General features: G+C 40.6%; 40 protein-coding genes. 6 read left to right on the plus strand and 34 right to left on the minus strand.

All coding sequences use genetic code 11. The features are described from left to right. Positions 1-6: 6 nt before the first annotated feature. The 30 genes from BQ7344_RS16435 to BQ7344_RS16135 form a co-directional block, all read right to left on the minus strand. Positions 7-657, minus strand: a complete 651-nt coding sequence (locus BQ7344_RS16435; protein WP_072521508.1) for a hypothetical protein — start codon at positions 655-657, stop codon at positions 7-9. 126 nt (positions 658-783) lie between these two features. After that, positions 784-963, minus strand: a complete 180-nt coding sequence (locus tag BQ7344_RS03955) for a hypothetical protein (protein ID WP_072521509.1) — start codon at positions 961-963, stop codon at positions 784-786. Between the two features lie 33 nt (positions 964-996). Next, positions 997-1,491, minus strand: coding sequence for a DUF2829 domain-containing protein (locus tag BQ7344_RS03960; RefSeq protein ID WP_072521510.1), 495 nt, complete (start codon positions 1,489-1,491; stop codon positions 997-999). A gap of 73 nt (positions 1,492-1,564) precedes the next feature. Further along, complete coding sequence (locus BQ7344_RS03965; protein ID WP_072521511.1) at positions 1,565-1,786, minus strand: hypothetical protein; 222 nt, start codon at positions 1,784-1,786, stop codon at positions 1,565-1,567. After that, positions 1,749-4,307, minus strand: a complete 2,559-nt coding sequence (locus tag BQ7344_RS03970; protein WP_072521512.1) for a phage minor capsid protein — start codon at positions 4,305-4,307, stop codon at positions 1,749-1,751. Before BQ7344_RS03970 ends, BQ7344_RS03965 begins: the two co-directional genes overlap by 38 nt. After that, on the minus strand, positions 4,288-4,431 hold the full coding sequence (locus tag BQ7344_RS16265) for a hypothetical protein (protein WP_200793068.1): 144 nt from the start codon (positions 4,429-4,431) through the stop codon (positions 4,288-4,290). Before BQ7344_RS16265 ends, BQ7344_RS03970 begins: the two co-directional genes overlap by 20 nt. Continuing rightward, positions 4,403-6,028, minus strand: coding sequence for a capsid protein (locus BQ7344_RS03980; protein WP_072521514.1), 1,626 nt, complete (start codon positions 6,026-6,028; stop codon positions 4,403-4,405). Before BQ7344_RS03980 ends, BQ7344_RS16265 begins: the two co-directional genes overlap by 29 nt. Then, positions 6,025-7,395: a terminase gene (locus tag BQ7344_RS03985; RefSeq protein ID WP_072521515.1), complete on the minus strand. Its 1,371-nt coding sequence runs from the start codon at positions 7,393-7,395 to the stop codon at positions 6,025-6,027. Before BQ7344_RS03985 ends, BQ7344_RS03980 begins: the two co-directional genes overlap by 4 nt. After that, positions 7,395-7,898, minus strand: a complete 504-nt coding sequence (locus tag BQ7344_RS03990) for a terminase small subunit (RefSeq protein ID WP_072521516.1) — start codon at positions 7,896-7,898, stop codon at positions 7,395-7,397. The genes BQ7344_RS03985 and BQ7344_RS03990 overlap by 1 nt, the downstream gene beginning before the upstream one ends. Before the next feature lie 222 nt (positions 7,899-8,120). Beyond that, entirely contained in the window at positions 8,121-8,672 is a 552-nt protein-coding gene (locus BQ7344_RS03995; RefSeq protein ID WP_072521517.1) for a hypothetical protein, read from the minus strand. A gap of 13 nt (positions 8,673-8,685) precedes the next feature. Further along, positions 8,686-9,687 carry a DUF6731 family protein gene (locus tag BQ7344_RS04000; RefSeq protein ID WP_143143533.1) on the minus strand — a complete coding sequence of 334 codons (1,002 nt, stop codon included), beginning with the start codon at positions 9,685-9,687 and terminating at the stop codon, positions 8,686-8,688. Positions 9,688-9,999: 312 nt separating this feature from the next. Then, complete coding sequence (locus tag BQ7344_RS04005; RefSeq protein WP_072521519.1) at positions 10,000-10,413, minus strand: hypothetical protein; 414 nt, start codon at positions 10,411-10,413, stop codon at positions 10,000-10,002. Then, a complete protein-coding gene (locus BQ7344_RS04010; protein ID WP_072521520.1) occupies positions 10,413-10,706 on the minus strand; it encodes a hypothetical protein in 294 nt (97 codons plus the stop codon). The genes BQ7344_RS04005 and BQ7344_RS04010 overlap by 1 nt, the downstream gene beginning before the upstream one ends. After that, complete coding sequence (locus BQ7344_RS04015) at positions 10,696-11,025, minus strand: hypothetical protein (protein WP_072521521.1); 330 nt, start codon at positions 11,023-11,025, stop codon at positions 10,696-10,698. Before BQ7344_RS04015 ends, BQ7344_RS04010 begins: the two co-directional genes overlap by 11 nt. Next, complete coding sequence (locus BQ7344_RS04020; protein ID WP_072521522.1) at positions 11,018-11,296, minus strand: hypothetical protein; 279 nt, start codon at positions 11,294-11,296, stop codon at positions 11,018-11,020. The genes BQ7344_RS04015 and BQ7344_RS04020 overlap by 8 nt, the downstream gene beginning before the upstream one ends. Before the next feature lie 18 nt (positions 11,297-11,314). Beyond that, the gene (locus BQ7344_RS04025) at positions 11,315-12,922 is read right to left on the minus strand and encodes a DNA cytosine methyltransferase (protein WP_072521523.1); all 1,608 of its coding nucleotides are present in this window, start codon (positions 12,920-12,922) and stop codon (positions 11,315-11,317) included. Between the two features lie 90 nt (positions 12,923-13,012). Beyond that, positions 13,013-13,168 (minus strand): hypothetical protein, encoded by a 156-nt coding sequence (locus BQ7344_RS16120; protein ID WP_159431349.1) that lies wholly within the window; start codon positions 13,166-13,168, stop codon positions 13,013-13,015. A gap of 3 nt (positions 13,169-13,171) precedes the next feature. Next, complete coding sequence (locus tag BQ7344_RS04030; RefSeq protein WP_072521524.1) at positions 13,172-14,038, minus strand: DUF4373 domain-containing protein; 867 nt, start codon at positions 14,036-14,038, stop codon at positions 13,172-13,174. 6 nt (positions 14,039-14,044) lie between these two features. Continuing rightward, positions 14,045-14,293: a RusA family crossover junction endodeoxyribonuclease gene (locus tag BQ7344_RS16440; protein WP_442855820.1), complete on the minus strand. Its 249-nt coding sequence runs from the start codon at positions 14,291-14,293 to the stop codon at positions 14,045-14,047. A gap of 36 nt (positions 14,294-14,329) precedes the next feature. After that, positions 14,330-14,479 (minus strand): RusA family crossover junction endodeoxyribonuclease, encoded by a 150-nt coding sequence (locus BQ7344_RS16445; RefSeq protein ID WP_235816036.1) that lies wholly within the window; start codon positions 14,477-14,479, stop codon positions 14,330-14,332. Between the two features lie 54 nt (positions 14,480-14,533). Further along, complete coding sequence (locus BQ7344_RS16125; protein ID WP_159431350.1) at positions 14,534-14,674, minus strand: hypothetical protein; 141 nt, start codon at positions 14,672-14,674, stop codon at positions 14,534-14,536. Between the two features lie 95 nt (positions 14,675-14,769). Next, positions 14,770-15,597, minus strand: coding sequence for a recombinase RecT (locus tag BQ7344_RS04040; protein ID WP_072521525.1), 828 nt, complete (start codon positions 15,595-15,597; stop codon positions 14,770-14,772). 13 nt (positions 15,598-15,610) lie between these two features. Next, a complete protein-coding gene (locus BQ7344_RS04045; protein ID WP_072521526.1) occupies positions 15,611-16,549 on the minus strand; it encodes a YqaJ viral recombinase family nuclease in 939 nt (312 codons plus the stop codon). After that, positions 16,546-16,746, minus strand: coding sequence for a hypothetical protein (locus BQ7344_RS04050; protein ID WP_072521527.1), 201 nt, complete (start codon positions 16,744-16,746; stop codon positions 16,546-16,548). The genes BQ7344_RS04045 and BQ7344_RS04050 overlap by 4 nt, the downstream gene beginning before the upstream one ends. Beyond that, positions 16,743-16,949: a hypothetical protein gene (locus BQ7344_RS04055; RefSeq protein ID WP_072521528.1), complete on the minus strand. Its 207-nt coding sequence runs from the start codon at positions 16,947-16,949 to the stop codon at positions 16,743-16,745. The genes BQ7344_RS04050 and BQ7344_RS04055 overlap by 4 nt, the downstream gene beginning before the upstream one ends. A 92-nt stretch (positions 16,950-17,041) precedes the next feature. Further along, positions 17,042-17,365, minus strand: coding sequence for a hypothetical protein (locus tag BQ7344_RS04060; protein WP_072521529.1), 324 nt, complete (start codon positions 17,363-17,365; stop codon positions 17,042-17,044). Then, positions 17,353-17,496, minus strand: coding sequence for a hypothetical protein (locus tag BQ7344_RS16130; RefSeq protein WP_159431351.1), 144 nt, complete (start codon positions 17,494-17,496; stop codon positions 17,353-17,355). Before BQ7344_RS16130 ends, BQ7344_RS04060 begins: the two co-directional genes overlap by 13 nt. After that, complete coding sequence (locus tag BQ7344_RS04065) at positions 17,493-17,825, minus strand: hypothetical protein (protein ID WP_083585479.1); 333 nt, start codon at positions 17,823-17,825, stop codon at positions 17,493-17,495. The genes BQ7344_RS16130 and BQ7344_RS04065 overlap by 4 nt, the downstream gene beginning before the upstream one ends. A 17-nt stretch (positions 17,826-17,842) precedes the next feature. Beyond that, positions 17,843-18,070, minus strand: coding sequence for a hypothetical protein (locus tag BQ7344_RS04070; protein ID WP_072521530.1), 228 nt, complete (start codon positions 18,068-18,070; stop codon positions 17,843-17,845). Positions 18,071-18,083: 13 nt separating this feature from the next. Then, positions 18,084-18,224, minus strand: a complete 141-nt coding sequence (locus BQ7344_RS16135) for a hypothetical protein (protein WP_159431352.1) — start codon at positions 18,222-18,224, stop codon at positions 18,084-18,086. Positions 18,225-18,356: 132 nt separating this feature from the next. Here BQ7344_RS16135 and BQ7344_RS04075 point away from each other — a divergent pair, with 132 nt between their 5' ends. Continuing rightward, a complete protein-coding gene (locus BQ7344_RS04075) occupies positions 18,357-18,557 on the plus strand; it encodes a hypothetical protein (RefSeq protein ID WP_072521531.1) in 201 nt (66 codons plus the stop codon). Here the strand turns inward: BQ7344_RS04075 and BQ7344_RS04080 are convergent. Both BQ7344_RS04080 and BQ7344_RS04085 read right to left on the minus strand, forming a co-directional pair. After that, the gene (locus BQ7344_RS04080; RefSeq protein WP_072521532.1) at positions 18,550-18,951 is read right to left on the minus strand and encodes a hypothetical protein; all 402 of its coding nucleotides are present in this window, start codon (positions 18,949-18,951) and stop codon (positions 18,550-18,552) included. The genes BQ7344_RS04075 and BQ7344_RS04080 overlap by 8 nt on opposite strands. Positions 18,952-18,963: 12 nt before the next feature. Then, positions 18,964-19,182, minus strand: a complete 219-nt coding sequence (locus tag BQ7344_RS04085; protein ID WP_072521533.1) for a hypothetical protein — start codon at positions 19,180-19,182, stop codon at positions 18,964-18,966. A gap of 190 nt (positions 19,183-19,372) precedes the next feature. Here BQ7344_RS04085 and BQ7344_RS04090 point away from each other — a divergent pair, with 190 nt between their 5' ends. The 5 genes from BQ7344_RS04090 to BQ7344_RS04110 all read left to right on the plus strand — a co-directional run bounded on the left by BQ7344_RS04090 (position 19,373) and on the right by BQ7344_RS04110 (position 23,170). Beyond that, the gene (locus tag BQ7344_RS04090; protein ID WP_072521534.1) at positions 19,373-19,699 is read left to right on the plus strand and encodes a hypothetical protein; all 327 of its coding nucleotides are present in this window, start codon (positions 19,373-19,375) and stop codon (positions 19,697-19,699) included. Between the two features lie 21 nt (positions 19,700-19,720). Then, entirely contained in the window at positions 19,721-20,431 is a 711-nt protein-coding gene (locus BQ7344_RS16450) for a Zn-ribbon domain-containing protein (protein ID WP_235816037.1), read from the plus strand. Between the two features lie 28 nt (positions 20,432-20,459). Beyond that, positions 20,460-20,927, plus strand: coding sequence for an ImmA/IrrE family metallo-endopeptidase (locus BQ7344_RS04100; RefSeq protein WP_072521535.1), 468 nt, complete (start codon positions 20,460-20,462; stop codon positions 20,925-20,927). A 27-nt stretch (positions 20,928-20,954) separates the two neighbouring features. Further along, the gene (locus BQ7344_RS04105) at positions 20,955-21,812 is read left to right on the plus strand and encodes a restriction endonuclease (protein WP_072521536.1); all 858 of its coding nucleotides are present in this window, start codon (positions 20,955-20,957) and stop codon (positions 21,810-21,812) included. 179 nt (positions 21,813-21,991) lie between these two features. Then, positions 21,992-23,170 carry a tyrosine-type recombinase/integrase gene (locus BQ7344_RS04110; protein ID WP_072521537.1) on the plus strand — a complete coding sequence of 393 codons (1,179 nt, stop codon included), beginning with the start codon at positions 21,992-21,994 and terminating at the stop codon, positions 23,168-23,170. Positions 23,171-23,352: 182 nt separating this feature from the next. On the opposite strand, the gene trmL is transcribed toward BQ7344_RS04110, so the two are convergent. Then, on the minus strand, positions 23,353-23,853 hold the full coding sequence (gene trmL / locus BQ7344_RS04115; RefSeq protein ID WP_072521538.1) for a tRNA (uridine(34)/cytosine(34)/5-carboxymethylaminomethyluridine(34)-2'-O)-methyltransferase TrmL: 501 nt from the start codon (positions 23,851-23,853) through the stop codon (positions 23,353-23,355). Continuing rightward, the gene (locus BQ7344_RS04120) at positions 23,840-24,442 is read right to left on the minus strand and encodes an AIR synthase-related protein (RefSeq protein WP_072521539.1); all 603 of its coding nucleotides are present in this window, start codon (positions 24,440-24,442) and stop codon (positions 23,840-23,842) included. The genes trmL and BQ7344_RS04120 overlap by 14 nt, the downstream gene beginning before the upstream one ends. Positions 24,443-24,619: the final 177 nt, after the last annotated feature.

The following is a 24,619-nucleotide window of genomic DNA, read 5'->3' on the forward strand; positions in this document are numbered from 1 at the left end:
TTTCTTTTATTTTTTGTTTCCGAAAATTGCAGCAAGCTGGTCTTCCTGTCCATTCGGCGGTGTTCCCCCGCCAGGAGCCCCAAAATGAAAACCGTTCTGCTGCTGTGCCTGCGGTTTCAGTGCCGGAACGTCTTCCAAAACCTTGTTCACTGCATTTTTCAGTGTTTCTTCGTTGATTTTTCCATCTTCGCCCACTGCCTGACTGAAATCTGCCATTTTCAGGACATATGGAATTGTTTTTGCATCCAGTCCAAGGGATACTGCTGTCATTGTTGCCGCCGATTCCACCTGAGCCTGAAGTGCTGTTTTTTTTGCTGCTTCTAATGCTGCATTCCCATCTGAGATCTGTTTCTGCAGTCCTTCCACATCCGGCTGGTTGGCTGCCTGCTGCTGTTTGAATGCGGCAATAGCCTGATCCATCTGTTCTTTCGTTAAGCCTTGCTGCTTAAAATAGCCTTTCAATACAGAATCCTCTGTTACGGTCTGTTTTCCAGCTATTAAACCGGCCAGTTTGTCATAATCAAACTGTGGTGTCTGTGTTCCTGTCGGTGGTGTGCCGCCTCCGGCTCCTGCATTTCCCGTATCGCCATCTCCAGATCCACTTTCTGCAAACGTCTGCAGGTTCATTGGTAATTTACATCTAAATCTTTTAAACATATCTACATACTCCTTTACAGTTTTTTATGTGCTGTCTGCACTTACAGTTTTACGTGTGTCTCACAAAACAGTTGTTGTCTCGGTGTCTCCGCGTAGTTTAATGCCTTCGGGCATAAAATAAGACGCTTAACCCTGCACCTCAATGGGGGATTCCGGATCACCGCCTTTCGAATCGATAATCTCTGCTACTTTCATGTGCGCCAGATACTCAGCTCTCTCTTTTGATACTGTCATTGTTTCACCGACAGATCTGAGCTTCAGGTTATTTTCAATGTCTTTGAAATCGTGGATTACTCTTATCCTCACCGTTCTCACCTCCCTCCATTGCGCCGGCGCAAATTACTCCGCAAAAATCCAGTCTTCTGCAAGCATATCTGCCTGGGATGCAAGCCATCCCATCTGTACACCGGAAGTTCCCACAAAAGCCACTGCTTTGTTGCCGATTGCATCATGTTCACAATTCACAACTTCGCCATTCGCTGTCTTGTAAGAAATGCCGGTCGCAAGCTGAATATACTGTTTCTTGCCATTCCAGCCTTTACGCGCAACTTTCATCCCTCTTTTTAGATATTTGATTGCTTCTCCGAAGGAAAATGTTGCTTCTCCTCCAAGCTGAGGGCAATTAGTTTTATCCGCAAGAGTCCATTCATCAGAAAGAATATTCTGTAAAGTATATTCAACATTCTGTGTCTCACGAATATCCAATTCCTGTCCATCTTTGGTGTGCATGATGATTGCTTCTTTCTCTGGATTCCAGCACCAGTACCCTCCCCATGATGGTAATTTGACTTTACTTCCACATTTCATTGCTTTTAATACTTCTTCAAATTTCATGTTTCATGTCCTCTCTTTCTTAAGATTTAAAAATGGGTATAAAAATACCACCGGCCATTTCTGACTGGTGGTATTAATACCATAATACTGTTTTTTCTGTGGGCGGATTTCCCATTTTCCCCAAACGTATCAATTCATTCATAACATGTGAAGATCCATAACCTCCATTTTCATGTTCTACAATTTCACCATCGGAGATCCTTACTTTCATGAATCCCTTGGGTCCTGTTCCCTCAATATAGTAATCTGCTGAAATATCATTTTGTGTTTTCTTTATGTTTTTTAAGATTACCATAATATTCTCCTGCCTCCTTTGGATAATTGAATTTGCTTGCTGCTAATCTATGTGCCTCCAAATGTTCTATGCCGGGGTTTTCTTTTTTAATCCTCATTTCAAGAAGCTCATGCTCTATCAATGTCCTATCATGTTTCTTAATATCTTTTCCATTCATAAGACGTTGCCAGCTTTGAGCGATAGCACAATCTGGATCAAATCTCCTATAGCTTTTTGTGTCTGGATCATACAAAGACTTATCTTCAAAAAGATATGCTTTAACCTTCTTGATATCTGGTTCTTCTTTTCCAAGATTTTTCGCTATTTTCTTTGCGTCTGTCGAAAAGTTCCTAATCTCATCATAATACATTTTGGCGAATTTAATGCCATCTGTACTATCCGGGTCTATAATTCTCGCTCCTGTTATCAGTATATCAGAATCAATAGTTTTTGCAATATTTTTTACTCCTGCTCTGCTCTTTGCTTCAGCAATTACTTTTGCAATCTGCTCTGGAATTTTTTCGCCCTTTTCCATTGCAAGGAACCCTTCCGCAAAAGTCTCGTATGGATTTTTTGCTGCGTATCGACTGATGCTGGATGCTGCGATTTTTGCTTTTGCAGAATAATGTTTGTTTATATCATATACCCAGTCACTTCTCAGACTTCCTCCCAGTTCTTTCATTCCGTAAACAGTCTTTTTCTGAATATAATTCGTCTCTGCATGTCGATGAATAAAATGCCCGTACTCATGAACAAAACAATCCATGGCATTCTCTCTGACTGCCATTCTTGTCTCTTTAAGCTGTATTTCCGCTTCAACTTTCTGTATTCTGGCCTTTTCTCTCTCGTAGCCTTTTACTGATTTATCTGCCAAAATTCTTTCAGCCTCATCAAGTCTTTGTTTTGCTTTGTTTTTGATATCATAATGCTTATTATACTCGATCAGTGACTGCTCCGATTTCCTTACCTTTTCCAGATATTTTTCAGGATCATTAAAATTATTGGAAATGTAAATAGTATCGTCAATCCAGTTGTATGTAGCTGTCGCATCCTCTACCTTTGCAGGACTGTATATAATTCCTTTTGGCATGATGCCGTATTTTTCATGCAGGTTTCTAATTGTGCTTTCCAGCTCATCAACTGTTTCTGGATTCATTTTTCTTGAAAATTTGACTTTCTCAAGAACCTTGTCTTCAATCAGTCGTTTCTCTACTCCATTTTTGTAGATTTCCTGTGTGCTCAAGATTTGATCTTTCAGGCTAGAAAGCGTTTTCTCTATTGCTTTCTTTTCTTCATTAACTTGCTTTAACCGTTTTATCTCCTCTGGAGTTCCTGTCATTTCAAAGTATACTTTCTGTGTAAGTGTTCTTTCATCCTCTTTTGCTTTTGCCAGTTGTTTTTCCAGAACACTCTGTCTGATATTCATATCTGCAATTTCGGACTTTATATCGTCCTGTACAGCCTCTTGTTCTTTTATGTTTTCACTCTGTTTATGCCACTCTTTTTGTTTCTGTTCGTACCTCTGCCGATTCTCCGGATCCAGTGAGAAATCCGCAAGCCTTCCAAATCTCTTTTCCTGACGCTCAGCATATTGCTGTTTAGCCTCCTGCTGTGCCTGATCTTCCAGATCAGAGATTTCCTGCTTGTTGTATTTCGGATCTACAGTAGTGATACCCGGAAAATATGTAGTATGAGAGTCCTTACAGCGAGGATGATAAAGCCCTGCTGCTATTGCAGAAGACATAAGCGGATATTTGCCGTCTTTACTGCTGCCGCCGCTCCACACATCATCTATCAAGATCTTACCCACGAAAGACAGGCATTTCGGGCAGGGGCTTCCGCGCTTGTTCATAATCACAAGATGCAATCCCCACTGCTGCCGCATTTCACCCTCTCCTTGCAGGTAAGCTCTCTTACTTGCAGTCCGTATTGCCATATCTGCATAATCAGCAATCGTATGCCTTGCTCCATTGGTGTACTGGATGCAATTCAAACCTGCAGAAAGAAAATCCTTTGTTGCCATGTCTACCGCTTTCTCATAGGTACCAGCTCCGGTATTAGCATATACCTGCGCATTGTAGATGATCTTACGGTACTGGTCATTTGCCATACGCAAAACTGCTGTCTCTGCTTTCTGCATGTCCGATGTGGTTGCCTGAATCAGCGCATCCAATTTTCTATCATTGACTTTAAAAAACTCTGCAGTGCCGCCTTTTGAAATACGTTTTGCAGGAAATCCTTTCTTGATTTCTTCCAGTATCCGTTTCTCCTGATTCATACCGCCTTCGCTTCTTGCAAGTCTGATCAGTACCTCGATCTGTTTGTTGATGTCCTTAAACTGCTTTCCATATTTCTTCTGGTTGTCATGCTTGTACTTTTCCAGAGATTTTAACATCTCTGTCTGCCACATGGACCAGTGTTTCTTTTCATCAAGCTCTTCCTGCTTATGATTTTCGAAATTCCGGATCATGGATGTTATCAGTTCATTCTCGATCGCTTCGAAAGCAGTGCCAATATCGTACTCATCGTTTATCTTTGCCATTTGACCACACCTTGAAGCCCTGTGCTTTGAACTGTCGTGTCAGTTCCTTTAGCTTTGTAATGCTTTCACATTTATCCCGTCGGAGTTCTGCATAGTCAGCTTTTTCCACCGCGTAGATTCCCATCGGCACCTGCTCCTTTGCTATTTGGAGCAGCCCCTGAAACTCCTTGCGGCTCATTCTGAACATTCGCGGTCCTACTTTTACCCTCATCACCTTCGCCACCTTCCAGATCTGTATGAAAATCACCGACTGTCATGTTCACTGCCGGTTCTTCCATATCCTGTATGCCCTGTTCCACTTTCAGACGTGCAATTTCTTCCTCTTTGCAATGCTCGTCCAGTGTGTCACCATATAATTCTTCAACACAACGCTCGATACTCATAATTCCGCCCTGTTTTGCTTTTGCGATCGTCTCAACCTGACTCTCGAAAGATGGATTTGCATATTCTCCGAACGGAATATTGACTTTAACTTCTTCTGCTGCCTGATTGTGCAAAAAGTGTTCTGCATTGATGCACATTTCAACTACATCCGGAAGCGTTTCCTGAAGTGCTTCTATAATGGCATTTCGAGTATAAAGCGTCGTTTTCTCTTTTTCTCTCTGTGCTTCTGCATTGTCCAGCTTTTTCGTATCGATGCCAAGAGTGCTAGGGCTGATTACACCCTGCAGACACAGATCCAATGCTGTTACATAAGATGCCAGATAGCTTTCATGCGGAATTACCGGCTGGTCTGTAATAACCTGATTCTTCTGTCCTTCCCTCATATCACCATCAGATGCGAAATATCGGTTGTCAAACGGATTAGGTTTGACCAATTTTCCGGTTAATGGATCATGCGGAATCAAGCACTCCGGAATATAGGTTTTTGCCCTGCCAGCTCTTAATGCATCCATCCACTGGGACCATGTTTCGTCCAAGGAATCGAAATTATCAAGCTTCCCATCAAAGATGCTACCGCCTCTGCCCTCGTATTTTGCAGATTCATAGATCATTAACGGAATTGCTAAAATCACGTTATTATCAAATGTTACATCTCTTAAACCAGCTGTGGCTGACACAGAATCCAGCGATACCATTTTATTTTCGCGATAAAGTTCGTTTATGATATAGCCGTATCCATACCGTTCGTTCAGTACATACAGTCGTTCTCTTTCCCGGTATGGTGTTTTGAAAATAATTTCCTGTATTCTGCCTCTGGTTCTGATAAATTCTACCCTGTCTCCCGGACACCACTCCAATATAGGATGTTCGCTGTTCTGAGGATCTATAGATATTTTAAAAGCTCCGTCCCCTATATAGAGCGTTTCTTTCAAAGCCTTTTCGATTTTCTTTGCAAATTTGTTTTCCTCTGCAATCGCTTTCCAGATACTCTCCTGCTCCGGGCTCTCAAATTCAAAATCATTCATGTCAGGAAGTACTGTGGCAGCCAATATTTTTACAATCAGCCCCGGCAATCCTGTATGGATTTTCCTTATTTCCATTCCGGAAGTGCATTTGCTTCCCCAGAATTTGTGTTTGTCTACATATTCCTCGCTTTGCATATAAAGCTGTTCCAGCTCATTGCCATCTCCACGATACCAGATGCGATTTCTGATTGCGTGAGCCTCGAAATCCAGTATTTCATTGATCTGAAAACTATATGGATTCGAAGGAACAATGTTCAGCCAGCTCCTGACGGTCTTTTTTATGTTTTCATTTATTTTTTCCATCCATTTCACCTTTTCTGTTCCTCCACCTCAAATCCGATCATATTGCGGAACGGGATCCATCCATACTGCTGTGAGTTGATCGTATGGTCATTTTTATCTTCCGGAACGTCTTTGTCTTCATTCCATGAATATTTTTCCATTTCCGTAATATGATTGGTACATGCGTCCAACACCCAATAGCATCCCTGCTGGATCCAGCCTAACTGGAGCTTGATTCTGTCCAGTATTTCTACTTTCTTGTAAGATTCTACGAAATTGTATAAGCATCCACGCAAACGCTTATATTTCCGCAGTTCTGTAATTGTTGCTGCATCTGCGCAGTCAACAAATGTGTCTTTAGCAAACCCCCAGTCTTTACGGCATCTTTCCAAAAACTCAACAAATTTCACTGCTGTATCTGACGGGGCAAGCGGCTGATCCAGCTCTTTGTTGCTATATACTTTTTCAGCAAGCGTGATGAGTTTCCTGTCTTCTGTGATTCCCTGAAACATCATTGCGATTGTATCCGGGGATTTTGAAGAATAGGAAGTGTCTAGTCCACAGGTGAACTTCTTGAATTTAATCTTTCCTGCTGCCATCTGGGACCTTAACCATTTCTCAGATACAACATGTTTCTTTCTGCTGAAATTCGGGAACACCAGCCCGGTTGCCTTGCCTCTCAGCCCCTCAATCTTGTTTTTCCAGATTTTTGTTCCCTTCGGGGTATTCTGTATGATTCGCTGTTTCTTTTCTTCCGGAAGTCCGGCATTATCATCAAAAGAAAAGAACCAATGGACCCAGCCGGGCTTTGGTTCTTCCTTTAGTTCATCTTTAATTTCTCTTGGAGTGCTGTCTTCCCACTCCGGAAGTGGTCTGGCGCAGTTGATATACTCTTTGTACACATCAAGACTCGGATCATCCGGATTAAGCGTTGCCATCAGATAATCACAGCGCATGGATGCCTCACGAACAAATTCTATATTTGCAGTGTTGATTTCATCAATATACAGGCATCCATACTGACCGCCGAGGGCATCCTTCCACTTGCTCTTGTTTCCATATCCAACCACAAAGATGATTTTATCTCCGCCGGATGTATGGAACAGGATATGTGGCATCTTGTATTCGCCAGATCCATTGCCTTTATACTCAGTCAATATTCCGAAATCATCCAAAATGCCAAGGTCTTTATTGATGATGTTCTTCTCTGCGGCGCCAGTGTCATCTGCTGCCAGGATATGCAGTTTCTTTGGTGATTCCGCAACCTTGCACATAAATTTGAATAGACCGACGGTCGTCTTGCCCGCTGCAGTCGTGCCTTCAAGGAACTCAACCGGTGCATCGCATCTCAGGAATGCTTTGTATTTTTCTGATAGTATCAGACGTTCAGTGCTCACTATCCACCACCACGCAACTGTTCCAGGATATCTCCCAGTTTCTTTTTCTCTTCTTCCAGGCCGGATACTTCCACCCTGTCTTTGAACATTCCGAGGTGTCTGCCAAGGAGCTCCAATGCTTTTTCCTTGTCATTCAATTTCAGTTCAATGCCAAACTTACCTTCTTTTATTCCGGCAATAGCTTTGATCTGCTGTTCTGATAAGCCCGATGTATCTTTTATGATAACAAATCCGTCTTTTACTTCTGCGAAATCAGTAGCTCTTGCAAATGCAATAGCCGCCAGTTCTTCCAGAACCCTGTCCTGCGTTATTTCTGTGCGTTTCTGACGGTCCTGCATTCGTTTCTGTATATAATCCGCAACCTTGACATTTCTCAACATCCTGCTGCCGGCCTGAGCTGCTGTTTCATCCCTCTTCACGGCCGGATATGCTACCTTGTAAGCCCTTGTGGCATTCAGGTCTATCAGGTATTCATCTGCAAAAATCTTCTGTTTTTTTGTCACTCAGGCTCACCTTCTTTCTTTTATTCAAAAATACAGTCCTGCCAGCACCATAATGGCGGCCGGTTGTCGCCATGCCGAAAGGAGGTGCAAACACATGCATACAGTGATTCCCATGCCTAAAGTATGTATGTGCTGGTGCTGTGCACGCTGTACGAAAATTGGCATTAGAAAAGCACCCCGAAGGGTGCCTGTGTTGTAATATGTTATTCTTAATATGCTTTGTTAATTATTATCACTATTTTTTGCTATTTTCTTTAAATACGCTTCTATCGTATCTCTGTATCTTTCCTCTTCATCCATAGAGGCCGCCATACTTTCCATATTTCCTTTAAAAATTTCAAGTAGCAATACAATAAATTTCATAAATGAAATCAATGAAAGAACAACAAAAATAACCAGTATGTGTTTTGTAAACTGATTTATAGGTAAAAAAATTGCTCCTCCTGCCGTAATAAGATTTTCCGTCATTCCACCAATAATAACATACAATAATCTTTTATCCAAACGCCGTCTTAGCAACTCTCTACTAATGCCAATTTCGGACGTCGCTAATACTGTAATCACTGCAATGTATATTCCAATTGTTATAGCAAAAAAGGAAGCAATTCCATCAACCCTTGTTTGAGATAAATAATCTTTCAAAACAAAATAATCAAAACATTTTAATATTTTCAATCTACGAAGAATTAAAGCAATGACATAAATAAGCAACACAGCAATCTCGCATATCCAATCTTTTAAATACCTTTTTTTCTCCGCGTTGAAATTTTTCATCCTATCACCCTAATTAATTTTGCTCATTCCAATGAGTAACGATTCTTAATCCTTCAGCATTATATTGTATTACATTTCTATGATAATCCCTTAGGCTTCTTGTTATAATTACAATTTTATCAGCTACAGCCATATTAATGTTTTCCCTTAATGTTTCTGGTGAAATCTGATTTTCTGATGTTCCTGTACAAGTATAGAATAACAACATATTTGTATCTTTTAATCTTGCTGTATCTATTTTTTCCTCATCACCATTTTTATAATTAACAAGTATTTCCTTTATAAACTCAGCGCCAACATTAATATGTTCTAACAAAGACAACATACTTTCTAAGTTCAATGTATCTGTCTTTTTTCCTCCCCTACCAAGTCCCAAAGTAAGGGACAATGTTTTTCCTTCTGCATCATCTTTAGCAGATTCAGCCAAATTTCTAAATGCATCCAGCAAACCTCTTTCAGCATTATCTTCCAGCTCCCCTAAATAAAATCCATTAAGAGCTTTTCCTAAATCCAAATTCAATGTTATATTTCGTACTAATTGTGCATTTCGTACTTTTTCAATTCCTGTATTATATTGGATAGGTACAAAACTTATTTTTAATCCAATGGTCTCCTGAATAAAAGTATTAAGATAGTCTTCAACATTCTGTATTGTCGGACCATCTCTATTAGTTGTATATAAAGCAATACCATAATCCATGTCAATACCTAGAGAATTAATGTCAAATAAGCTCATAGGAACTTCCTCAAGACGATTATTTTGCAGGTTTATCCAGTATGGTTTGTTCTTTTCTTTTAATTTTCCAAATGGAATTACAAACTGCCGTCCATTTGTTGTATAATGGAATGGAAACATTCTCAATGTTTTCTCTTGTATTTCTCTTACGAGGTTTCCGTCATTTTCTTCTGCAAACATTGTCTCTTCAATATTTTTCAAGAACTCACAAGCTTGATAATTTGTTATTCTGTCATTTAAATTCATAGACATTAAATAAAAATTAACTTTTTTAGACATACGCTTTTCCCCCATAAAATATAATCTGCTTAAATCATACTCCACAATCTGACATTTTTCAACAAATAGTGTTTCCGATATATATTTTATAAGGTATCTGCATTATAGAACATTCGTTCGTAAATGTCCATATCGGAAAACTGTACAAAAAGAACCTCGTAATTTCTACGAGGTCCCTTCTGAAAATTATATTCTTGGGGTAGAATATTTTTATCTTCTCTTTTCGGAGAAGCGGGGAAAGAGCCGCCGGCCTTTAAGCCTTTGGCTACATTCTCATTGTACAACGAATTAACCGAATAATCCGAACTATTTTTACTTTATACCCTGATTTTTTAAATACTTGTCTCGAATCATCAGTCTCGGATAATCCTCATTGTGTGGCATGCCGATCTGCTTCGCAATCGCCTTCCACGTCATGTTCTGTTTGTAGAACATCCGGAACACGCATCTGGTCTGTCCATCCTTGATATCGTCAATCCATTGATCCATGGCTTTGACTTTCTCTTTCTTGCGCTCCAGAACCTTCTCACGGCGGTCATACTTCTTCTGATCAAAGCCGACAACACTCTGTGGTCTGGGATAACCGGTCTGGTAATCGAAGATCGTATCATTCCCCAGACCTGCTTCTGTATTCTTCATCATCAGTAGTTCCAGTTCCAACACCGGTATCTCCTGTTTCAACTTCCGATACCGGTCCAACATATCCCTGGTAACCTTAATTTCCATTACACAACACCCCTCATCATCATTTGCAGCTGTATGTATGACGGTGCTGTGCGATATCCCTTATCGTCTTTCAGCAACACACAATACTTGTACAGCTCAAGAACGATATAGGTTCTCTGGATTTTTCTGGCCGGCTTATGTTCTTCTCTGTACATTTCAGTGAGTACAATCTTCTGACCGCGTTTCAAGCCATGTTCCTTCTCACGTAACTGCTGTAATTCTTCCCAGTGGGTGTTCTGCATAGCCTGTCCAGAAGTCGGATCCTGATACCCCTCATGATTTTTATATGCCATTGTTCTTCATCTCCTTAAATGCTTTCTCTGCATCTTCGCTTCTTCCGTAGGTGATCATCTGTACTTTTCCATCCTTCAGGTATTCAATCGTGGTGTTGCTCGTCATTCTGGGATAATGGATTTCTTCCCACTTCTCGGGTGCTGGGGCGCGATCAGTTATCGCTGGACAGCTATTGTGCAAAACGCATCTGCTACACAGAATCATTCCTTCCTGCTGTTTGCAGAATTGTATCAGCGTATTATATGCAGCAATAGCAAGCTCCGGTGTGATGTCCAATTTCTTTGGTTCTGCATCCTTAACATCAAGTATTTCAATCATCTTCTACCTCCTCAAAAAAGAAATCAGCCAAATACTGTTCTTTTCCTGAATCATCTTTAAAGTAAAAATCTGCACAATCTCCATATCCTTCTACTTTGTAGATCTCGTATATTTTTCCCGGTGTCACGTTTTGAATCCACTTCGTTCCTACTGTTTCACTGAAGAACTTCTTCAAGCTTTCCTTTTCCGTTACCTTTACCTTAAAGTTCACCTTTCGTTCTCCAGTAAACGGATGTCTGTCTAAATCACTGTAATATCTAAAAGAATTCATTTCAGCTTCTCCCCTTTCCTATGCAAATCTCAGTTGCCCGCCGGTTTCCTCTTTCATCCTGTCCGTCCTGCAAATCGGATTTCTGACTGCAACACAAAGCTCAGGCAGATTACTTTTTACCAATGCAGCGGGTATTGGTGGACACACTGCATTTCCGCATCTCCTGACCTGTTCACTTCTCGGATACCTCTTTCCAGTGTAATCATGATCGATTATGTAATCTTCCGGGAAACCATGACATCCGTACAATTCACTTGGCTCCAACATCCTCAATCCGATATCTACAATCTGGTATTCTGTCCCGGCAATTGCTACCAAACCAAAACGGTCTTGTGCGGTTATGGTATCAAGAGGATCTTTTACACTCTGTCCCGTGCCTGTTCCATAATATTTCGTCAAGAAAGCTCGTACCTCTCCAAAATGTCCCGGTGACGTTGTAATTGTGTGCAAAGGTTCTCTGAGATCCTGCCCCGTACCTGACTTGTAGAATTTACTCAAAAACGATGTAACCAGCCCATATCTGTTTGAACTATCAACAGTCATAACCGGAGCATCTATTGTCTGTCCTCTCACCTCTCCCTGCACTGTTTCGGAATGATACTGAATCAATAACGGGCTGATTACACATTGCTGATTTCCGGTTGTAATGGTATGTATAGGATCTTTACAACTTCCTCCCGGATGATTTGTTGTATTGACACCCATATACGGTGCAAGCGTTGGTTCGACAATCCCATATCCGTGTTTTCCTGTAATAGTCGGCATTGGCTCTTTTATATTGTTTGGCCTGCGCTTTCCACCGTGATTACACTGAATAATAAACGGCTCTGGATTCTCAAGAACAAACTTTTTCAATCCTCTTGCAATTCGTGCCATTGTTTTTGGTGCAAGCGGCCGCACTGCACGGATACCATATTTTTTCTTGATCTGCTCAGATGTATCAAAAATTGAAGGGCATGGTCTGTTAAAATCAATCTGCGTATATGCTCCGACATAAGGTTTAAGGCTACCATTTCTCACCGCTTCACTGTCCGCCGGTCCGTGTGTTGGCTTTGGCCACACAATCGGGTTTCCGTCACATCGGGCAATCAGAAAGAACCTCTTTCGCATGGTCGGCGCACCATAATCTGCAGCTACCAGTTCGCGAAACTGTACTTCATATCCGAGATCTGTGAGCTGCTGCACAAATTTCTCAAATGTCTTTCCCTGCTTGAACTTGATTGGATGTTTTTGCCGGTTAAGTGGTCCCCATGTTTTGAATTCTTCTACATTCTCCAGCATAATCACTCTCGGTCTTACAAGCCCCGCCCATCTGCACGCTACCCAGGCAAGGCCGCGAATAAATTTGTCCTTTGGCTTTCCGCCTTTCGCCTTAGAAAAATGCTTACAGTCCGGTGAGAACCACGCAAGTCCTACCGGATAGCCCTTACATGCTTCGACAGGATCAACCTGCCAAACATCCTCGCAGTAATGCTTTGTGTTCGGATGATTTGTCTTATGCATCCGTATAGCTTCAGGATCATGGTTAATTGCTATGTCAACACTGTATCCCGTAGCCAACTCTATTCCGGTGGAAGCACCTCCCCCACCTGCGAAATTATCTACAATCAATTCTCCATGAATCATCTTTTCAAGAAGCCCGGTATACCCTTGCCCCGGCCGGAGGCTGGCTCCTTTCTGTCTATTTTCATAACCCCTTCATTACGAGTGAAGGACTCAATACCTCATTGTTCTTCTGTTGAATTGCCTTAACATCGCATCTTTCCATGATTCTTTATGCTGACTGCAGGTATCATCATCATGGACCAGGATCCCTTTGCGGTCACACAGCCCATCGTCATTCTCAATACATGTTGCACAGGTCTTATCCATAAGCTATCCCTCCTGTCCTTTATTCAACAACTGCTTCTCATAATCATCAAAATCGTATTCTCTCTGTTGAAAGTTATTGAACCGGTTCTTGCTGTTCTTCAATTCTGTCTTCTTGCCACGACTTTTCTTCAATGGATAAAATGTCTTCCATCCACTCATCACTGACTTCTTTACAATGGCGGTCAGTTCTTCCGGTTTGTCAGACATGGAGCTCAGTTCTTCCCTCAGAAGCTGTATCTGTTCATCCGTCAGACGATCTCCATTGTTCTGTCTCACCTTCAGGAACAACAGGAAGGCTTCATTCAAAGAAGAATCAGCAAAGTATGTACCCGGCGGAGCCGCATATATATACTCTCCTTTCCTTTCTTTTCCTTTTATGTCATTTTTCTCGGAATTATCGTTATTTTTCTTGGAATTATTCGGATTATTCTCGGAATTATTTAAAGAAGGGTTCACTTTAATAAAGGTTTCCGTTTCTTCCTCCTGAAGGAGCCAAAACCTTTCTACTGTGATCGGATTTTTCAGTGCTCTGGCTTTTACCATTGCCTGATATCTCCTCTGTATTCCGGCAGAGGTCAAGACCTTGTCCGACTGAAAAAGTGTGTTGTCAAACAGTGACCGTTCCAATAAGAAGTTCAAGACCTGCTTCACCTTATTACTGTCCATGTTCAGATCATCCGATACAATGAACTCAAAATCATCATCAATCTTTAAATAATATCCTGATTTATATATCTCGCACAGAAGATACATATACAGGGTGATCCCATCGGCTCCATATCTGGCCTTTAAGATCTTTATCTTTTTATCTGAGAAAAAATCCACATCCAGGCGAAAAAAGCGATTTCCTTCCTGTTTTCGCCTTGCCATATCCGGTTATACCTCCAGTTCTTCCATGCAGATCTCTACTCGTGGCTTTTCGCTGTATTGTTTCCTTAACTGCAATTCCACTACCTGGGTATCATCCCGGTACGCTACGCTGTTCAGTGCATCCAAAACAGCTTTTGCAATATTATCGATATCCGGTTTCTTCGCCGGAAGGAGCTCGCCTTTCAGCATTGCTTCTCTCTTCACTTTAGAGCTGCTCTTCGGTATTCCATAGAATGCCTGAATACGGATCCGGATATATGCAGTATCTGCAAATCTTTCTTCTCCTGCTGCCTACATATAACAGGTCGAAATCAAATTCTCATACAGAACGGTCTTCTCCGGTGTCACGCTGCTCATTCCCTGTGTCTTGGGGTTATAAAATGTACGTGCCCTCGCTTTTCCCTGCGGCTTGCCGGGCACTGTAAAACAAATCGTTTTCATGTATTCCTTTCTATCTCCCCGCCTGTTTCCAGACGGGGTACGTATAACCAATAATTATGCAATGATTGTGATCTTGCTCTTTGCGGTTGCATCCGTATTAGGATCCTGAATGTTTTCTGTCACTTTCTTCAACTCCCGGTTGATCTGCTCTGTGAATGCTCCATTCGCAAAGGTTTCCATATTGATGTGTTTCATGTTGCCCCTTTCCGCCCCGGTAGTTCCCGGGGCTGTCTGTTATTTTGTGTGATATATTTCAATGCTTTTGATGGATCATAAGCACCGTTACTGGGTTATGCTTCTGCGGCTGCTGTCTCCTGCTCTGCTGCAACTTCGTTATATTCTGCATCGATGACCGGTTCCTGCTCATTTGCAATCTCAGACATGTCTACGCTGAGTTCTGACTTGACGGTCTCGTCATTGGATACCTGCATAACGAAATCCGATTTCACCGGAGCATATTTCAGACATTTCTTGATAACCGTCTTCTTTGCCATCTCCTCATAGTTCGTTTTCCACGGACTGTAGCTGCTGGAAAAGCTCTGGCTGTACTTTCTTGCATGAATATCAATATCTTCCTTGCTCATCACCTCAAAGCCAAAACCGCCGTTTTTTGCTTTCCAGAGTGCATATACAAGAAGCAGATTTCCTCGATTCTTTAATACCGGTTTATGTACCAGTTTTGGTTCCAGACCAAGTTCATACTCAAATTCATCATTTTCATATACGCACTGTGCCTGCACCGTCTGGATATTGTCGTTCCTGTATACCATATCGATAAGACCTTTGTAACCGATCTGGAACTGGCACTCGAGCTTGCCTTTATTTCGGTAAGGAATCAGGTATGCCTGTCCCAGTGGAGTGTTCGGTTCCAGACCAAGCTGTGCAGCATTCATCAGAGCACCGAGGAAGGACATCTGACTGCACTCTGCAAGCTTTGGTGTCGTGTTCAATGCAGATAATGCCATTCTGGTAAAACGCTCCGGTGTTATCACCTGAGGCAGTGCTTTCTTGATCTCAGGCTCCATAGCCTTGATCATGTCTGCGATACTCATAGATTTTGTAAGTTTTACAGCACCTTTGCTCTCCGTTTTTTCAGCTAATGCATCTTTTACTCCCATTCCATTTATCCTCCTATGCAATTTCCTTTACTACAAACCTTCTGCTCGGAGCAGGTTTCACACACTCTTTGTAGACTTCCGGATAGACGGATTTCAATTTCTTTGAATCCACACGGTTCGAAGTTACCGATTTCCATGTAACCGAATAACTATCAGAATCAGCTCTTTCCGCATCTTCCATATAGACTTTTACTTCCTGTTCGATCTGTTTCTTCTCTTTCTCCAGTTTGTCCTGAAGATCAGTGATCTCTGCCCTGCGCTTTAGCTTCTCATCGAATCCAACCAGTGGAATCATCTTGTCCGGATCAGATGTTTTGTAATATTTCGAAAGTAATTCTTCTGCTGCCTTGCTTCCGTCCGGTGCCGGCATCTTATCCGCAAGCACATTATTATTCCAGAAGTCGGATTCTACACTGATCAGCATCTGAATGATTTCTTCATCACGTTCGATCTTGTGCCAAACAAATTCTTTTCCAAGAATCACACATGCGATATACCAGGCATCCGCTCCGGTCACTGCCATATAATGGTGACACTGGATCTCATAAGATTCCGGAATGTGTCCGTCTTTCCATTTATCAGCAGAATACGCAGATGCTGTCTTACACTCCAATCCGGCATTTTCGCCAACGATCAGGCGGTCTACATTTGCAAGCATGAAGGGCTGCTCTTCTTTATAGAAGATTGCATTTGCCCTGCGGACCTTTTTACCAGTTTCTTCCATGAACCGGCGGGCAACATATTCTTCCAGATCACGCCCCTGTCTCATCGATTCGTTATCTGGCTTTTCTGTCAATGGCTGTGTTTTATCCTGAAATACTGCAATTGCGGAAGAATAAGGATTCAGTCCACAGATACTTCCGGCATCAGAACCGCCGATGCCTTTACGTCTGTTTTCCAGCCATTCTTTATGCTCCATATTTAAAGTAGATACCAGTTTATTTAATTTCATTTAATCTTCCTCGCTTTCAGTTCCCTTAATTCTTCAATACTTCCGATGTCTTCATAAGCACCCAGCCGATCAGCAATGCTTCCATATATAACTGGCTGGTCCTGCTGCCACTCTGTCCGGAAGTTCCCGCCCCTGCAGGCAGGAATGCGGTATCCGGCACCATTGGGATTAGGAATTGTAAATCTTTCTTCTTTCATTTACTTTCCTTTCCCTCTGCCACTATATTATGTACCATTGTGTGTAAGAGATCTTCTGCGGTAAATGGAGCAGCCTTTACAAGGTTTCTATCCAGTACTTCACACATTGCTTTCAGTACAACATCAAATTCACAAATCAAATCATGTGTATCTCCTTTAATTTCCAGTTCCATTTTGTTTCCAGTTTTCTCTGCTTTAATCATTGACTTTTCCTTTCTACCCTCATACAATGAAAGGGTGATAAACTATTATTATCTTTTGGGTCCTCCTGAGTTGCAGCTCTGAGGATCCTTTTTCATTCCACAGGCTCAATCGTATAGCTGCCGCCGTATTCGTCTTTCTTTTTCTCAGCAATTTCTACAGCATACTTCCTTTCGTATAGCTGGTATCCAACTGTTCCATCCGCATACCGGATTCTCCATTTTGGAGTCGCTGTAAAATACCCTCTCTCTACATTTCTGTTTGCGCCTTCCTCTGCCACACTCAAAAGACCTGCGGTATATGCTGCCTGATGTCTCGCATCTGCTGTCTGATCATCCAGTAAACAGATCGCGGCTTTTATGTAGTCTGTCAGTGTCAGGTTCCTGATTTCCAGCTGCTTTTTGCTTAACCCTGCCATACTCTCCACCTCCTCGCTATGTATATCATGACGCTCAGTGCGATTGCTCCGGCGATCTGATCTGCTCTGCTGTCCCATGTCCAGAACGGAAGATAACTTGCACATCCTCCGATCAGGATGGAATCAATCAAGTCTCTCGTGTCAGCGCCTCCTTCCCTTTCCAAATATGACCGGTTATCTCCCATACCTTTCTGGGGGATATAATATAAGTAATTCTTCCATCAGATAATGATTTAGCCGGCTTGTTGTTGTGAATTGCTATTCCAATTGGTAACCATCCGTATACAATACCTGCTCTGATTGCTGTTGCAGGTAAGCCAATCAGCTTACTTGTATCTGCCACTGACATATTTTCTGAAGAAAACTCAGGTATCTTTGCACCGGTTAGCATCCTTACTACTTCTGAAGCAAATTCGTGAATTTCAGCAGTTTTATTTACAAGACTTTCTGCATTCTCCATGTACCTCACCTCCTCACCTAAATAGTTAAAAGAAACTGTCGAAGAGCTGAATAAACAGTATTCACAGACTCAAGACACATGCTCACCTGTTGAAGCAGGTAATGATAATTCTGAATCAAGCGAAGACACTGACATCCAAAAATAATGGTAAATACAATTGTTGATATCTGCGTAAGCATTAAGCTGTTTTTTAAGCTTTTTACCTGCTTACGCAGATTTTCAATCTCTTCTTTTTGATCATCCATCTCAACTCGCCTCCTATCCTGCTTTTTTTTCCATGGTCTCTTTCATGGCAGTCATACCCTCTGCCACTCCCAAGATTCTTTCCTGTTTAGTCTCTGGAAGTTTTGGAATAATCTGTGCAAGACGTGCCAAAATATCATTTTCTCTTTTTGTCATAGTATTCACCTCTTTCCTTTTTCTTCGATTTCTGTCTATTCTGGTTGTGCATATTGTGTTTTATGCTGTATCCTCCTATACTGTAATTACAGGCACTGCCATGCCGAATATTGAAGAAAGGAGGAATCTATCATGGATGAAAAATTATTTTTTCATACTGTAGCTACCGAAACCGCAAAGGCTTATGTTTCTTCTAACATGCCGCAATATCGCACTGATGGTTCTCAAAAATTTGCCGAAGATTTTTCTGAGAAATATTTTGAAGCTTACAAGGTAGCTCAGGAGGTATTTGACAAGAATCGCGTTCATCTTAAAGCCGATAAACTCATTTAATTTTTGTCATTATCTTAATAATTTTTGATGCATCTTCCAGAATGGCCTCTGCTTGTTCTATCGTACAATCTTTCATTACTTCAATTACTTTAATGATAGAAGTAAGGTCATCTGGTTGTGCATTAAACCCTCTCATTCTTTGAGAAAAAATCTCTGAGATTTCTTTGTTTCTAGTTTCTTTCTTTTCCTCCGTCACGCTTTTCTCTGGCTTTTTAGCAAGAATTGATATTCGGTCGTACTCTACCGGCGCATCTGTTGACGAAGCAAATAATCTTTGCAATGGCCATCCTTCAGGTCCCGGTAGAGTTACGATTGTAGGTGTTTCAACATCCTGTCCGTTAATTTTCAAAATTCCTTTGTCGATGTCTACTTCAAAGGATCTAATCTCTCTCATTCTCTCACCCCTTTACGCTGATTCCTTGTTGTCTGAATCAGTTGCAAATAAGTAGTCCAATGTCTTGTCTGGGAAAAAAGTGTTTTTTATTTTTACACACTCTTTTAAGGAAATTGGAGCTTTACCATTTAACTTAAAAGAAAATGTTGTTGGTGTAATTCCCAATGACAATGCAATACTAGATTGTGTTATTTTTCCTCGTGCCATCTCTGCTTCTAAATTTGGAAACACTTTCTCACCTCTCTTTCTCGATTTTTCGTGATTATATTTTAAAGTATATACGAATTTTCGTGAATGTCAATATATTTTTTCGATTTTTCGAGATTTTATATTGATTCATTATATATTTATATTGATTTTTCGAGATTTTGGTGTTATTATCAATTTAGTTAGAGATTTGAAAAAGGAGGGTTAATCGTATATGCAAGAGCTTGAAGCCAATATTAAATCTCTTATTATAGAAAGGTATGGAAGTCTCAAGAAATTTTCTGAAACGATTAATATGCCTTGGACAACATTAGACAGTATTCTTAAACGAGGAATGGCAAATTCCAATATAACTAATGTATTAAAAATCACTCGTGAATTAGGTCTTGATGCGGAAAAGATAGTTGATGGAGAAATCGTTTTTTCAGGCAAGCAAGAGCCAACTACTATTGCTGCACATTTTGATGGAAGTGAATATACAGAAGATGAACTGGATGAGATCCGCCAGTTCGCAGAATTTGTTAAGAATAAAAGAAAATAAATAAAATGGGGGGTATATGTTATGGCATTAATAAAATGTTCTGAATGTGGTAAGGAATTTTCTGACAAGGCTTCGGCATGTCCAAATTGCGGGTGTCCAACCAGTGAAATGGTTGAATCTCCGATTGCAGAAGATCAGGAAGACAATTTGGATGCTATATGGAAAACAGTTCCAGGGAAAAACAACTCCTCAATTAAGCCACATATCACTCAAAAAGTAAGTGCTGTCAAAATTGATGAAGTTAATCATATGTTCCAAATTCATGGTTCAATTCCTAACAATGGCAAGAAAAGTGGTCTTCTCGGAAAGTCTTTCAAAGGCTTAATGGCTGTAAGCACAATGGGAATGTCTGTGGCTGCTGAAAAATTAATTACTGGTGGAAAAACAAGAGTTGGTTCTAATACTTGGTATCCTTTCTCCGGTCTTGTCAGTTACGATCTTTTAGAGGATGATTCACTTATTACAAGTGGTGGTGTAGGACAGGCCTTGATTGGTGGCGCTTTGTTCGGTGGTGCAGGTTCAATTGCAGGTGCTATAACTGGCAAACGTGTGCAGAAAAAACGCATTGATTCATTATATATAAAGGTTACATTAAACAATTTTGATACACCATGCATACTAATTCCATTAATTACAAAACCAACCAAAACCAATAGTAAAGAATATCAGATTGCTTTCCAAGAAGCACACAAAATCTTATCAGTTTTAGATGTAATATCTCATAATCAATAGTGCTCTTAAAAAAAGTCGAGGTGTTTACGTGACTTATGAAGAATTACAAGATGTAGCCTGCAAGGACGGTATAGATGTGATTGAACGTCGTTTTAAAAGTAACAATATCAAAGGTTTATATTGCAATGGTACTGTTGCTCTCAACGAAGATATGACTCAGGTAGAAAAATCCTGTGTACTTGCAGAGGAAATCGGTCATCACTGCACCAGCTCCGGAGACATTCTGGATCAGACCGACATTATGAACCGCAAACAGGAATATCGTGCACGTTTCTATGGATATAACCTCAAGATTGGATTAACCGGTCTGATCAGAGCGTATGAAGCAGGTTGCAGAAACTTTTTCGAAATGGCTGAGTTTCTGGATGCTACAGAAGAATATCTGAAAGAAGCTATACAGTGTTATAAATCCAAATATGGAATATGCGCTGTTGTTGACAACTATATAATTTACTTTGAACCATTTGCAGTAATAAAATTTGTTGCTGCTGAATGATAGATATAATATAAAGGAGGAAGCATTATGGCCAGAAGGCGAAAGTCTCACGGATGTTTATATACCCTACTTTTTTGGCCAGTGACTTTAACTTTGGACATAATATGGTGGATAATACGTTTTACTATATATGTATCATTATATTTCATTCTATTTGTATTCACCCTTATTTGGTGTTTTATATCCACCTTATTTAGTTGCCTGTTTAATTGGATTCTACACAAACCAGGTTTCCATGTCGCATGTAATAATGGAGAAGAATATGAATTAGCCTGCTGTCAGAAACTAAAGAAATATGGATTTACCCACATTGAGACAACTCCAAAATCAGGAGATCACGGTATTGATATACTTGCTCACAAAGCAGGTAAAAAATATGCAATCCAATGTAAATACTATTCTTCACCTGTCGGTAATCATGCTGTACAAGAAGCATACTCCGGTTGCTATTATTATCGTTATGATATACCTGTGGTATTGACCAATAATACATTTACTAAAAATGCTATTGATGAAAGCAAAAAACTTGGTGTTCAGCTTTGGCAACAAAACAAAATACCATTTACAAACAAATCAATATTCCGTGGGCTCTTCAAACGAAAGAATAATATGAAACAGTACGATCACGAAACTTACCAGCAACTTCTTAATAATCTTGGAAATACTTATGTCGATACTCTTTCAAATAAATTAGGCGGATCTATTAAATTATTGAATATAGAAGAAACGTCTAGTGGCTATCATATGATATATGAAACAGATACAACTAACATTAATAATATCCATGCAGTGCAATCAGAATTTAACGACAATTTAAAAGACCATTACATATTTACCCAACTAACGGATACTACTTTTTCCATTGACCAAATAAACGCTTTGTAATTTTTAATATAAAAAAATCGCCCCGGTGTTGGCGCACCAGGACGATTCAGATCTCCGAAGAGATACCTCATTTTGCAAAGATATTGTATCATCTTCGGAGCAGTCGCACAACCCAAACGTTTGTGTGGCTGTTATTTTTGTACCTATTTTTCAATTATCGATGGAAAGAAGGATTGAAAATGCCGAAGAAAAGAAAGAAACACCCCAAACTGCCGAATGGATTCGGAAGTATCCGTTATCTTGGCAAGAACAGACACAACTGTTATGCAGTACATCCACCAGCAAAGATAGATCAGCTTGGAAATGTGGTTCGCTCACCTGCAATCTGTTATGTTGATGACTGGATCAAGGGTTTTACCATCCTGACTGCATACAAAGCAGGTACCTATCAACCTGGAATGGAAAGGGACTTGTCAGTCTCTCCAACATCTGACACCGACACACTTGTAAGCCGTATTATTGCAGATTACAGTACAATCAAAGGAGTAGAGAGTAAACATCCAGAGATTAAAAAGCCAACCTTCAAAGAGGTATACGAACAGTTCCTTAAGTGGAAATTTGCTGAAGGAACGAATTATTCAGAATCCACAAGAAACAATTACACTGCTGCGTATACATATTGCACAGAGTTGTATGACAAAATATTTGAAGATTTGAAAGCAACAGAGTTGCAAAATTTTCTCGATAAACAAAAGGGGTTAAAAAAAGGCAGTCTTGTAAAAATCTTATCTCTGTTCAATCAAATGTACAAATATGCAATGTTTGCCGAGATTGTTACTGAAAGAAAATCTCAATATGTGAGAATCAACGCTGTCGACGATGAAGAACATGGAACTCCATTCACTGAACATGAACTCAGAATCCTGTGGAAAAATGCCAATAATCCAGACATACAATTAATCTTGATCATGAGCTATTCTGGTTGGCGAATTGGTGAATTATCAGGATTGGAAGTTAATCTGAAAGAAAAATATTTTAAAGGCGGTATCAAAACCCAAGCCGGTAAAGGAAGAATTGTCCCGATTCATCCCATGATATACGATTTTGTAAAGACAAGAATCACTGCTGATGGAACACTGCTAAATATGAACAAAGTCACCTACAGAATGTTTCGCTTCTATCCAATACTGGAAAAGTTAGAAATATCCGGAAGTCCAAAACATACTCCTCATGATTGCAGACATACCTTTTCTGCTCTATGTGAAAAGTATTCCGTCAGAGAAAATGACCGAAAACGAATGCTCGGACATTCATTCGGAAGTGATATTACCAATGCCGTATATGGACACCGAACTCTGGAAGAACTCAGATCTGAGATTGAAAAGATCAAAGTACCATTTGTGACCAACTGTGACTAACCGTCCCATTTTAAACCGTTTTTGTTCCATTAAAAACAATGTAACACAATCCCGCAGCCCCGCATAAAATCAACATTTTCCAGTATTTATGCAGGTTTGCGGACATTGTAAAAGGATTCACATTAGAAAAGGCAAAGTAGAGATTTTTCTCCGCTTTGCCTTCTTTTTTCTTATATATGCTTTTATTCCCATGTGTGGTTGTGAAGTTGTCCCTTAAGCTGCATGTGGTCAAACTGATTCTGTCTCAGCGCCTCATATAACACAATTGCCACAGAATTACTGAGATTCAGTGAACGAATATCATTGATCATCGGAATCCGGACACATTTTTCTTTATGTTCCATCAGAATTTCTTCCGGAATTCCCGCACTTTCTTTTCCGAACATGATATAACAATCATCTTCATACTGTACATCTGTATAAGTTTTTAATGCTTTTGTCGTTGCATAATAAATCTTTGCATTGGGATTTTTTTCTACAAAATCTTCATAATCCAGATAAGTTGTCACATCCAGATCTTTCCAGTAATCCATTCCGGCTCTTTTGAGTGCTTTTTCACTGATGCTGAATCCCAGCGGCTCGATCAAATGCAGTTTTGTGCCGGTTGCCACACAGGTTCTTCCGATATTTCCTGTATTTGCCGGAATTTCCGGTTCCAGCAATACAATATTAAGCTTTGCCATGTTTCTTTTCCTTTCCTGAGTGATGAAAACGCGGACGTTCCAGATATCTGGTGATTTCTCCACTGTGAAGCAGCCGGTCATTTCCTTTATCTGTATGGCCAATCACTGCCGCATGAATTCCCCGTGCTTCAAGCTCACGCACTAGGGCATCCCCCTGTCCGGTGCCTAAAAGTACCGTTCCTTCAGACTCCAGTTTATACGGATCCACATCCAGTCGTTCGCAGACTTCAATCGTCTCCTGACGTATCGGAATCTTCCGAAGATCCACATCCAGACCGACTCCCGATGCCTCTGCCATCTTCCAGAGACCGCTTAAGATTCCGCCTTCTTCTGTAAAATACAATGCAGAAATCCTCTTGTCCATCCAGAAGTCATCTTCTCTGGAAACTTTACATTTCTGCAGCGTATCTGTACTCATATAAAGAAAACTCTCCGAAAAATATTTACGCAATTTTTCTTTTTCCCGGCTGATCAGTACCAGAGTACCAGATATTCCGATTTCTCCCGCTACTACCAGATCTTCTCCCGGTTTCAGTCTCCCCGTGATTTCTGCCTGCAGTGCCTCCAGTGCCTGCTGTCCTAATTTCATAATCTCCCTCCGGTATTTCTTATTTCGTCATTCTGCTCTGTGCTCACAGCAGAATAGAAAGAATACTCGGAACTACCATTGCAAGAACAAGGATCACTGCAATCACTGCTGTGATGATTTTTCTTTTTTTTGGATCAAACATTCCCATTTTATCTGTCACCTCGTGTCATTTATCAC

This window comes from Blautia sp. Marseille-P3087 (genome assembly GCF_900120195.1).
Taxonomy (GTDB): domain Bacteria; phylum Bacillota; class Clostridia; order Lachnospirales; family Lachnospiraceae; genus Blautia_A.

Bases quoted from the DNA above. Each gene is read 5' to 3' on its own strand.
- BQ7344_RS16435 (WP_072521508.1), bottom strand. From the start codon at position 657: ATGTTTAAAAGATTTAGATGTAAATTACCAATGAACCTGCAGACGTTT.
- BQ7344_RS03960 (WP_072521510.1), bottom strand. From the start codon at position 1,491: ATGAAATTTGAAGAAGTATTAAAAGCAATGAAATGTGGAAGTAAAGTC.
- BQ7344_RS03965 (WP_072521511.1), bottom strand. From the start codon at position 1,786: ATGGTAATCTTAAAAAACATAAAGAAAACACAAAATGATATTTCAGCA.
- BQ7344_RS03970 (WP_072521512.1), bottom strand. From the start codon at position 4,307: ATGGCAAAGATAAACGATGAGTACGATATTGGCACTGCTTTCGAAGCG.
- BQ7344_RS16265 (WP_200793068.1), bottom strand. From the start codon at position 4,431: ATGGGAATCTACGCGGTGGAAAAAGCTGACTATGCAGAACTCCGACGG.
- BQ7344_RS03995 (WP_072521517.1), bottom strand. From the start codon at position 8,672: ATGAAAAATTTCAACGCGGAGAAAAAAAGGTATTTAAAAGATTGGATA.
- BQ7344_RS04000 (WP_143143533.1), bottom strand. From the start codon at position 9,687: ATGTCTAAAAAAGTTAATTTTTATTTAATGTCTATGAATTTAAATGAC.
- BQ7344_RS04005 (WP_072521519.1), bottom strand. From the start codon at position 10,413: ATGGAAATTAAGGTTACCAGGGATATGTTGGACCGGTATCGGAAGTTG.
- BQ7344_RS04010 (WP_072521520.1), bottom strand. From the start codon at position 10,706: ATGGCATATAAAAATCATGAGGGGTATCAGGATCCGACTTCTGGACAG.
- BQ7344_RS04015 (WP_072521521.1), bottom strand. From the start codon at position 11,025: ATGATTGAAATACTTGATGTTAAGGATGCAGAACCAAAGAAATTGGAC.
- BQ7344_RS04020 (WP_072521522.1), bottom strand. From the start codon at position 11,296: ATGAATTCTTTTAGATATTACAGTGATTTAGACAGACATCCGTTTACT.
- BQ7344_RS04025 (WP_072521523.1), bottom strand. From the start codon at position 12,922: ATGATTCATGGAGAATTGATTGTAGATAATTTCGCAGGTGGGGGAGGT.
- BQ7344_RS16120 (WP_159431349.1), bottom strand. From the start codon at position 13,168: ATGGATAAGACCTGTGCAACATGTATTGAGAATGACGATGGGCTGTGT.
- BQ7344_RS04030 (WP_072521524.1), bottom strand. From the start codon at position 14,038: ATGGCAAGGCGAAAACAGGAAGGAAATCGCTTTTTTCGCCTGGATGTG.
- BQ7344_RS16445 (WP_235816036.1), bottom strand. From the start codon at position 14,479: ATGAAAACGATTTGTTTTACAGTGCCCGGCAAGCCGCAGGGAAAAGCG.
- BQ7344_RS16125 (WP_159431350.1), bottom strand. From the start codon at position 14,674: ATGAAACACATCAATATGGAAACCTTTGCGAATGGAGCATTCACAGAG.
- BQ7344_RS04040 (WP_072521525.1), bottom strand. From the start codon at position 15,597: ATGGGAGTAAAAGATGCATTAGCTGAAAAAACGGAGAGCAAAGGTGCT.
- BQ7344_RS04045 (WP_072521526.1), bottom strand. From the start codon at position 16,549: ATGAAATTAAATAAACTGGTATCTACTTTAAATATGGAGCATAAAGAA.
- BQ7344_RS04050 (WP_072521527.1), bottom strand. From the start codon at position 16,746: ATGAAAGAAGAAAGATTTACAATTCCTAATCCCAATGGTGCCGGATAC.
- BQ7344_RS04055 (WP_072521528.1), bottom strand. From the start codon at position 16,949: ATGATTAAAGCAGAGAAAACTGGAAACAAAATGGAACTGGAAATTAAA.
- BQ7344_RS04060 (WP_072521529.1), bottom strand. From the start codon at position 17,365: ATGGCAGGGTTAAGCAAAAAGCAGCTGGAAATCAGGAACCTGACACTG.
- BQ7344_RS04065 (WP_083585479.1), bottom strand. From the start codon at position 17,825: ATGGAGAATGCAGAAAGTCTTGTAAATAAAACTGCTGAAATTCACGAA.
- BQ7344_RS04070 (WP_072521530.1), bottom strand. From the start codon at position 18,070: ATGGATGATCAAAAAGAAGAGATTGAAAATCTGCGTAAGCAGGTAAAA.
- BQ7344_RS16135 (WP_159431352.1), bottom strand. From the start codon at position 18,224: ATGACAAAAAGAGAAAATGATATTTTGGCACGTCTTGCACAGATTATT.
- BQ7344_RS04075 (WP_072521531.1), top strand. From the start codon at position 18,357: ATGGATGAAAAATTATTTTTTCATACTGTAGCTACCGAAACCGCAAAG.
- BQ7344_RS04080 (WP_072521532.1), bottom strand. From the start codon at position 18,951: ATGAGAGAGATTAGATCCTTTGAAGTAGACATCGACAAAGGAATTTTG.
- BQ7344_RS04090 (WP_072521534.1), top strand. From the start codon at position 19,373: ATGCAAGAGCTTGAAGCCAATATTAAATCTCTTATTATAGAAAGGTAT.
- BQ7344_RS16450 (WP_235816037.1), top strand. From the start codon at position 19,721: ATGGCATTAATAAAATGTTCTGAATGTGGTAAGGAATTTTCTGACAAG.
- BQ7344_RS04105 (WP_072521536.1), top strand. From the start codon at position 20,955: ATGGCCAGAAGGCGAAAGTCTCACGGATGTTTATATACCCTACTTTTT.
- BQ7344_RS04110 (WP_072521537.1), top strand. From the start codon at position 21,992: ATGCCGAAGAAAAGAAAGAAACACCCCAAACTGCCGAATGGATTCGGA.
- trmL (WP_072521538.1), bottom strand. From the start codon at position 23,853: ATGGCAAAGCTTAATATTGTATTGCTGGAACCGGAAATTCCGGCAAAT.
- BQ7344_RS04120 (WP_072521539.1), bottom strand. From the start codon at position 24,442: ATGAAATTAGGACAGCAGGCACTGGAGGCACTGCAGGCAGAAATCACG.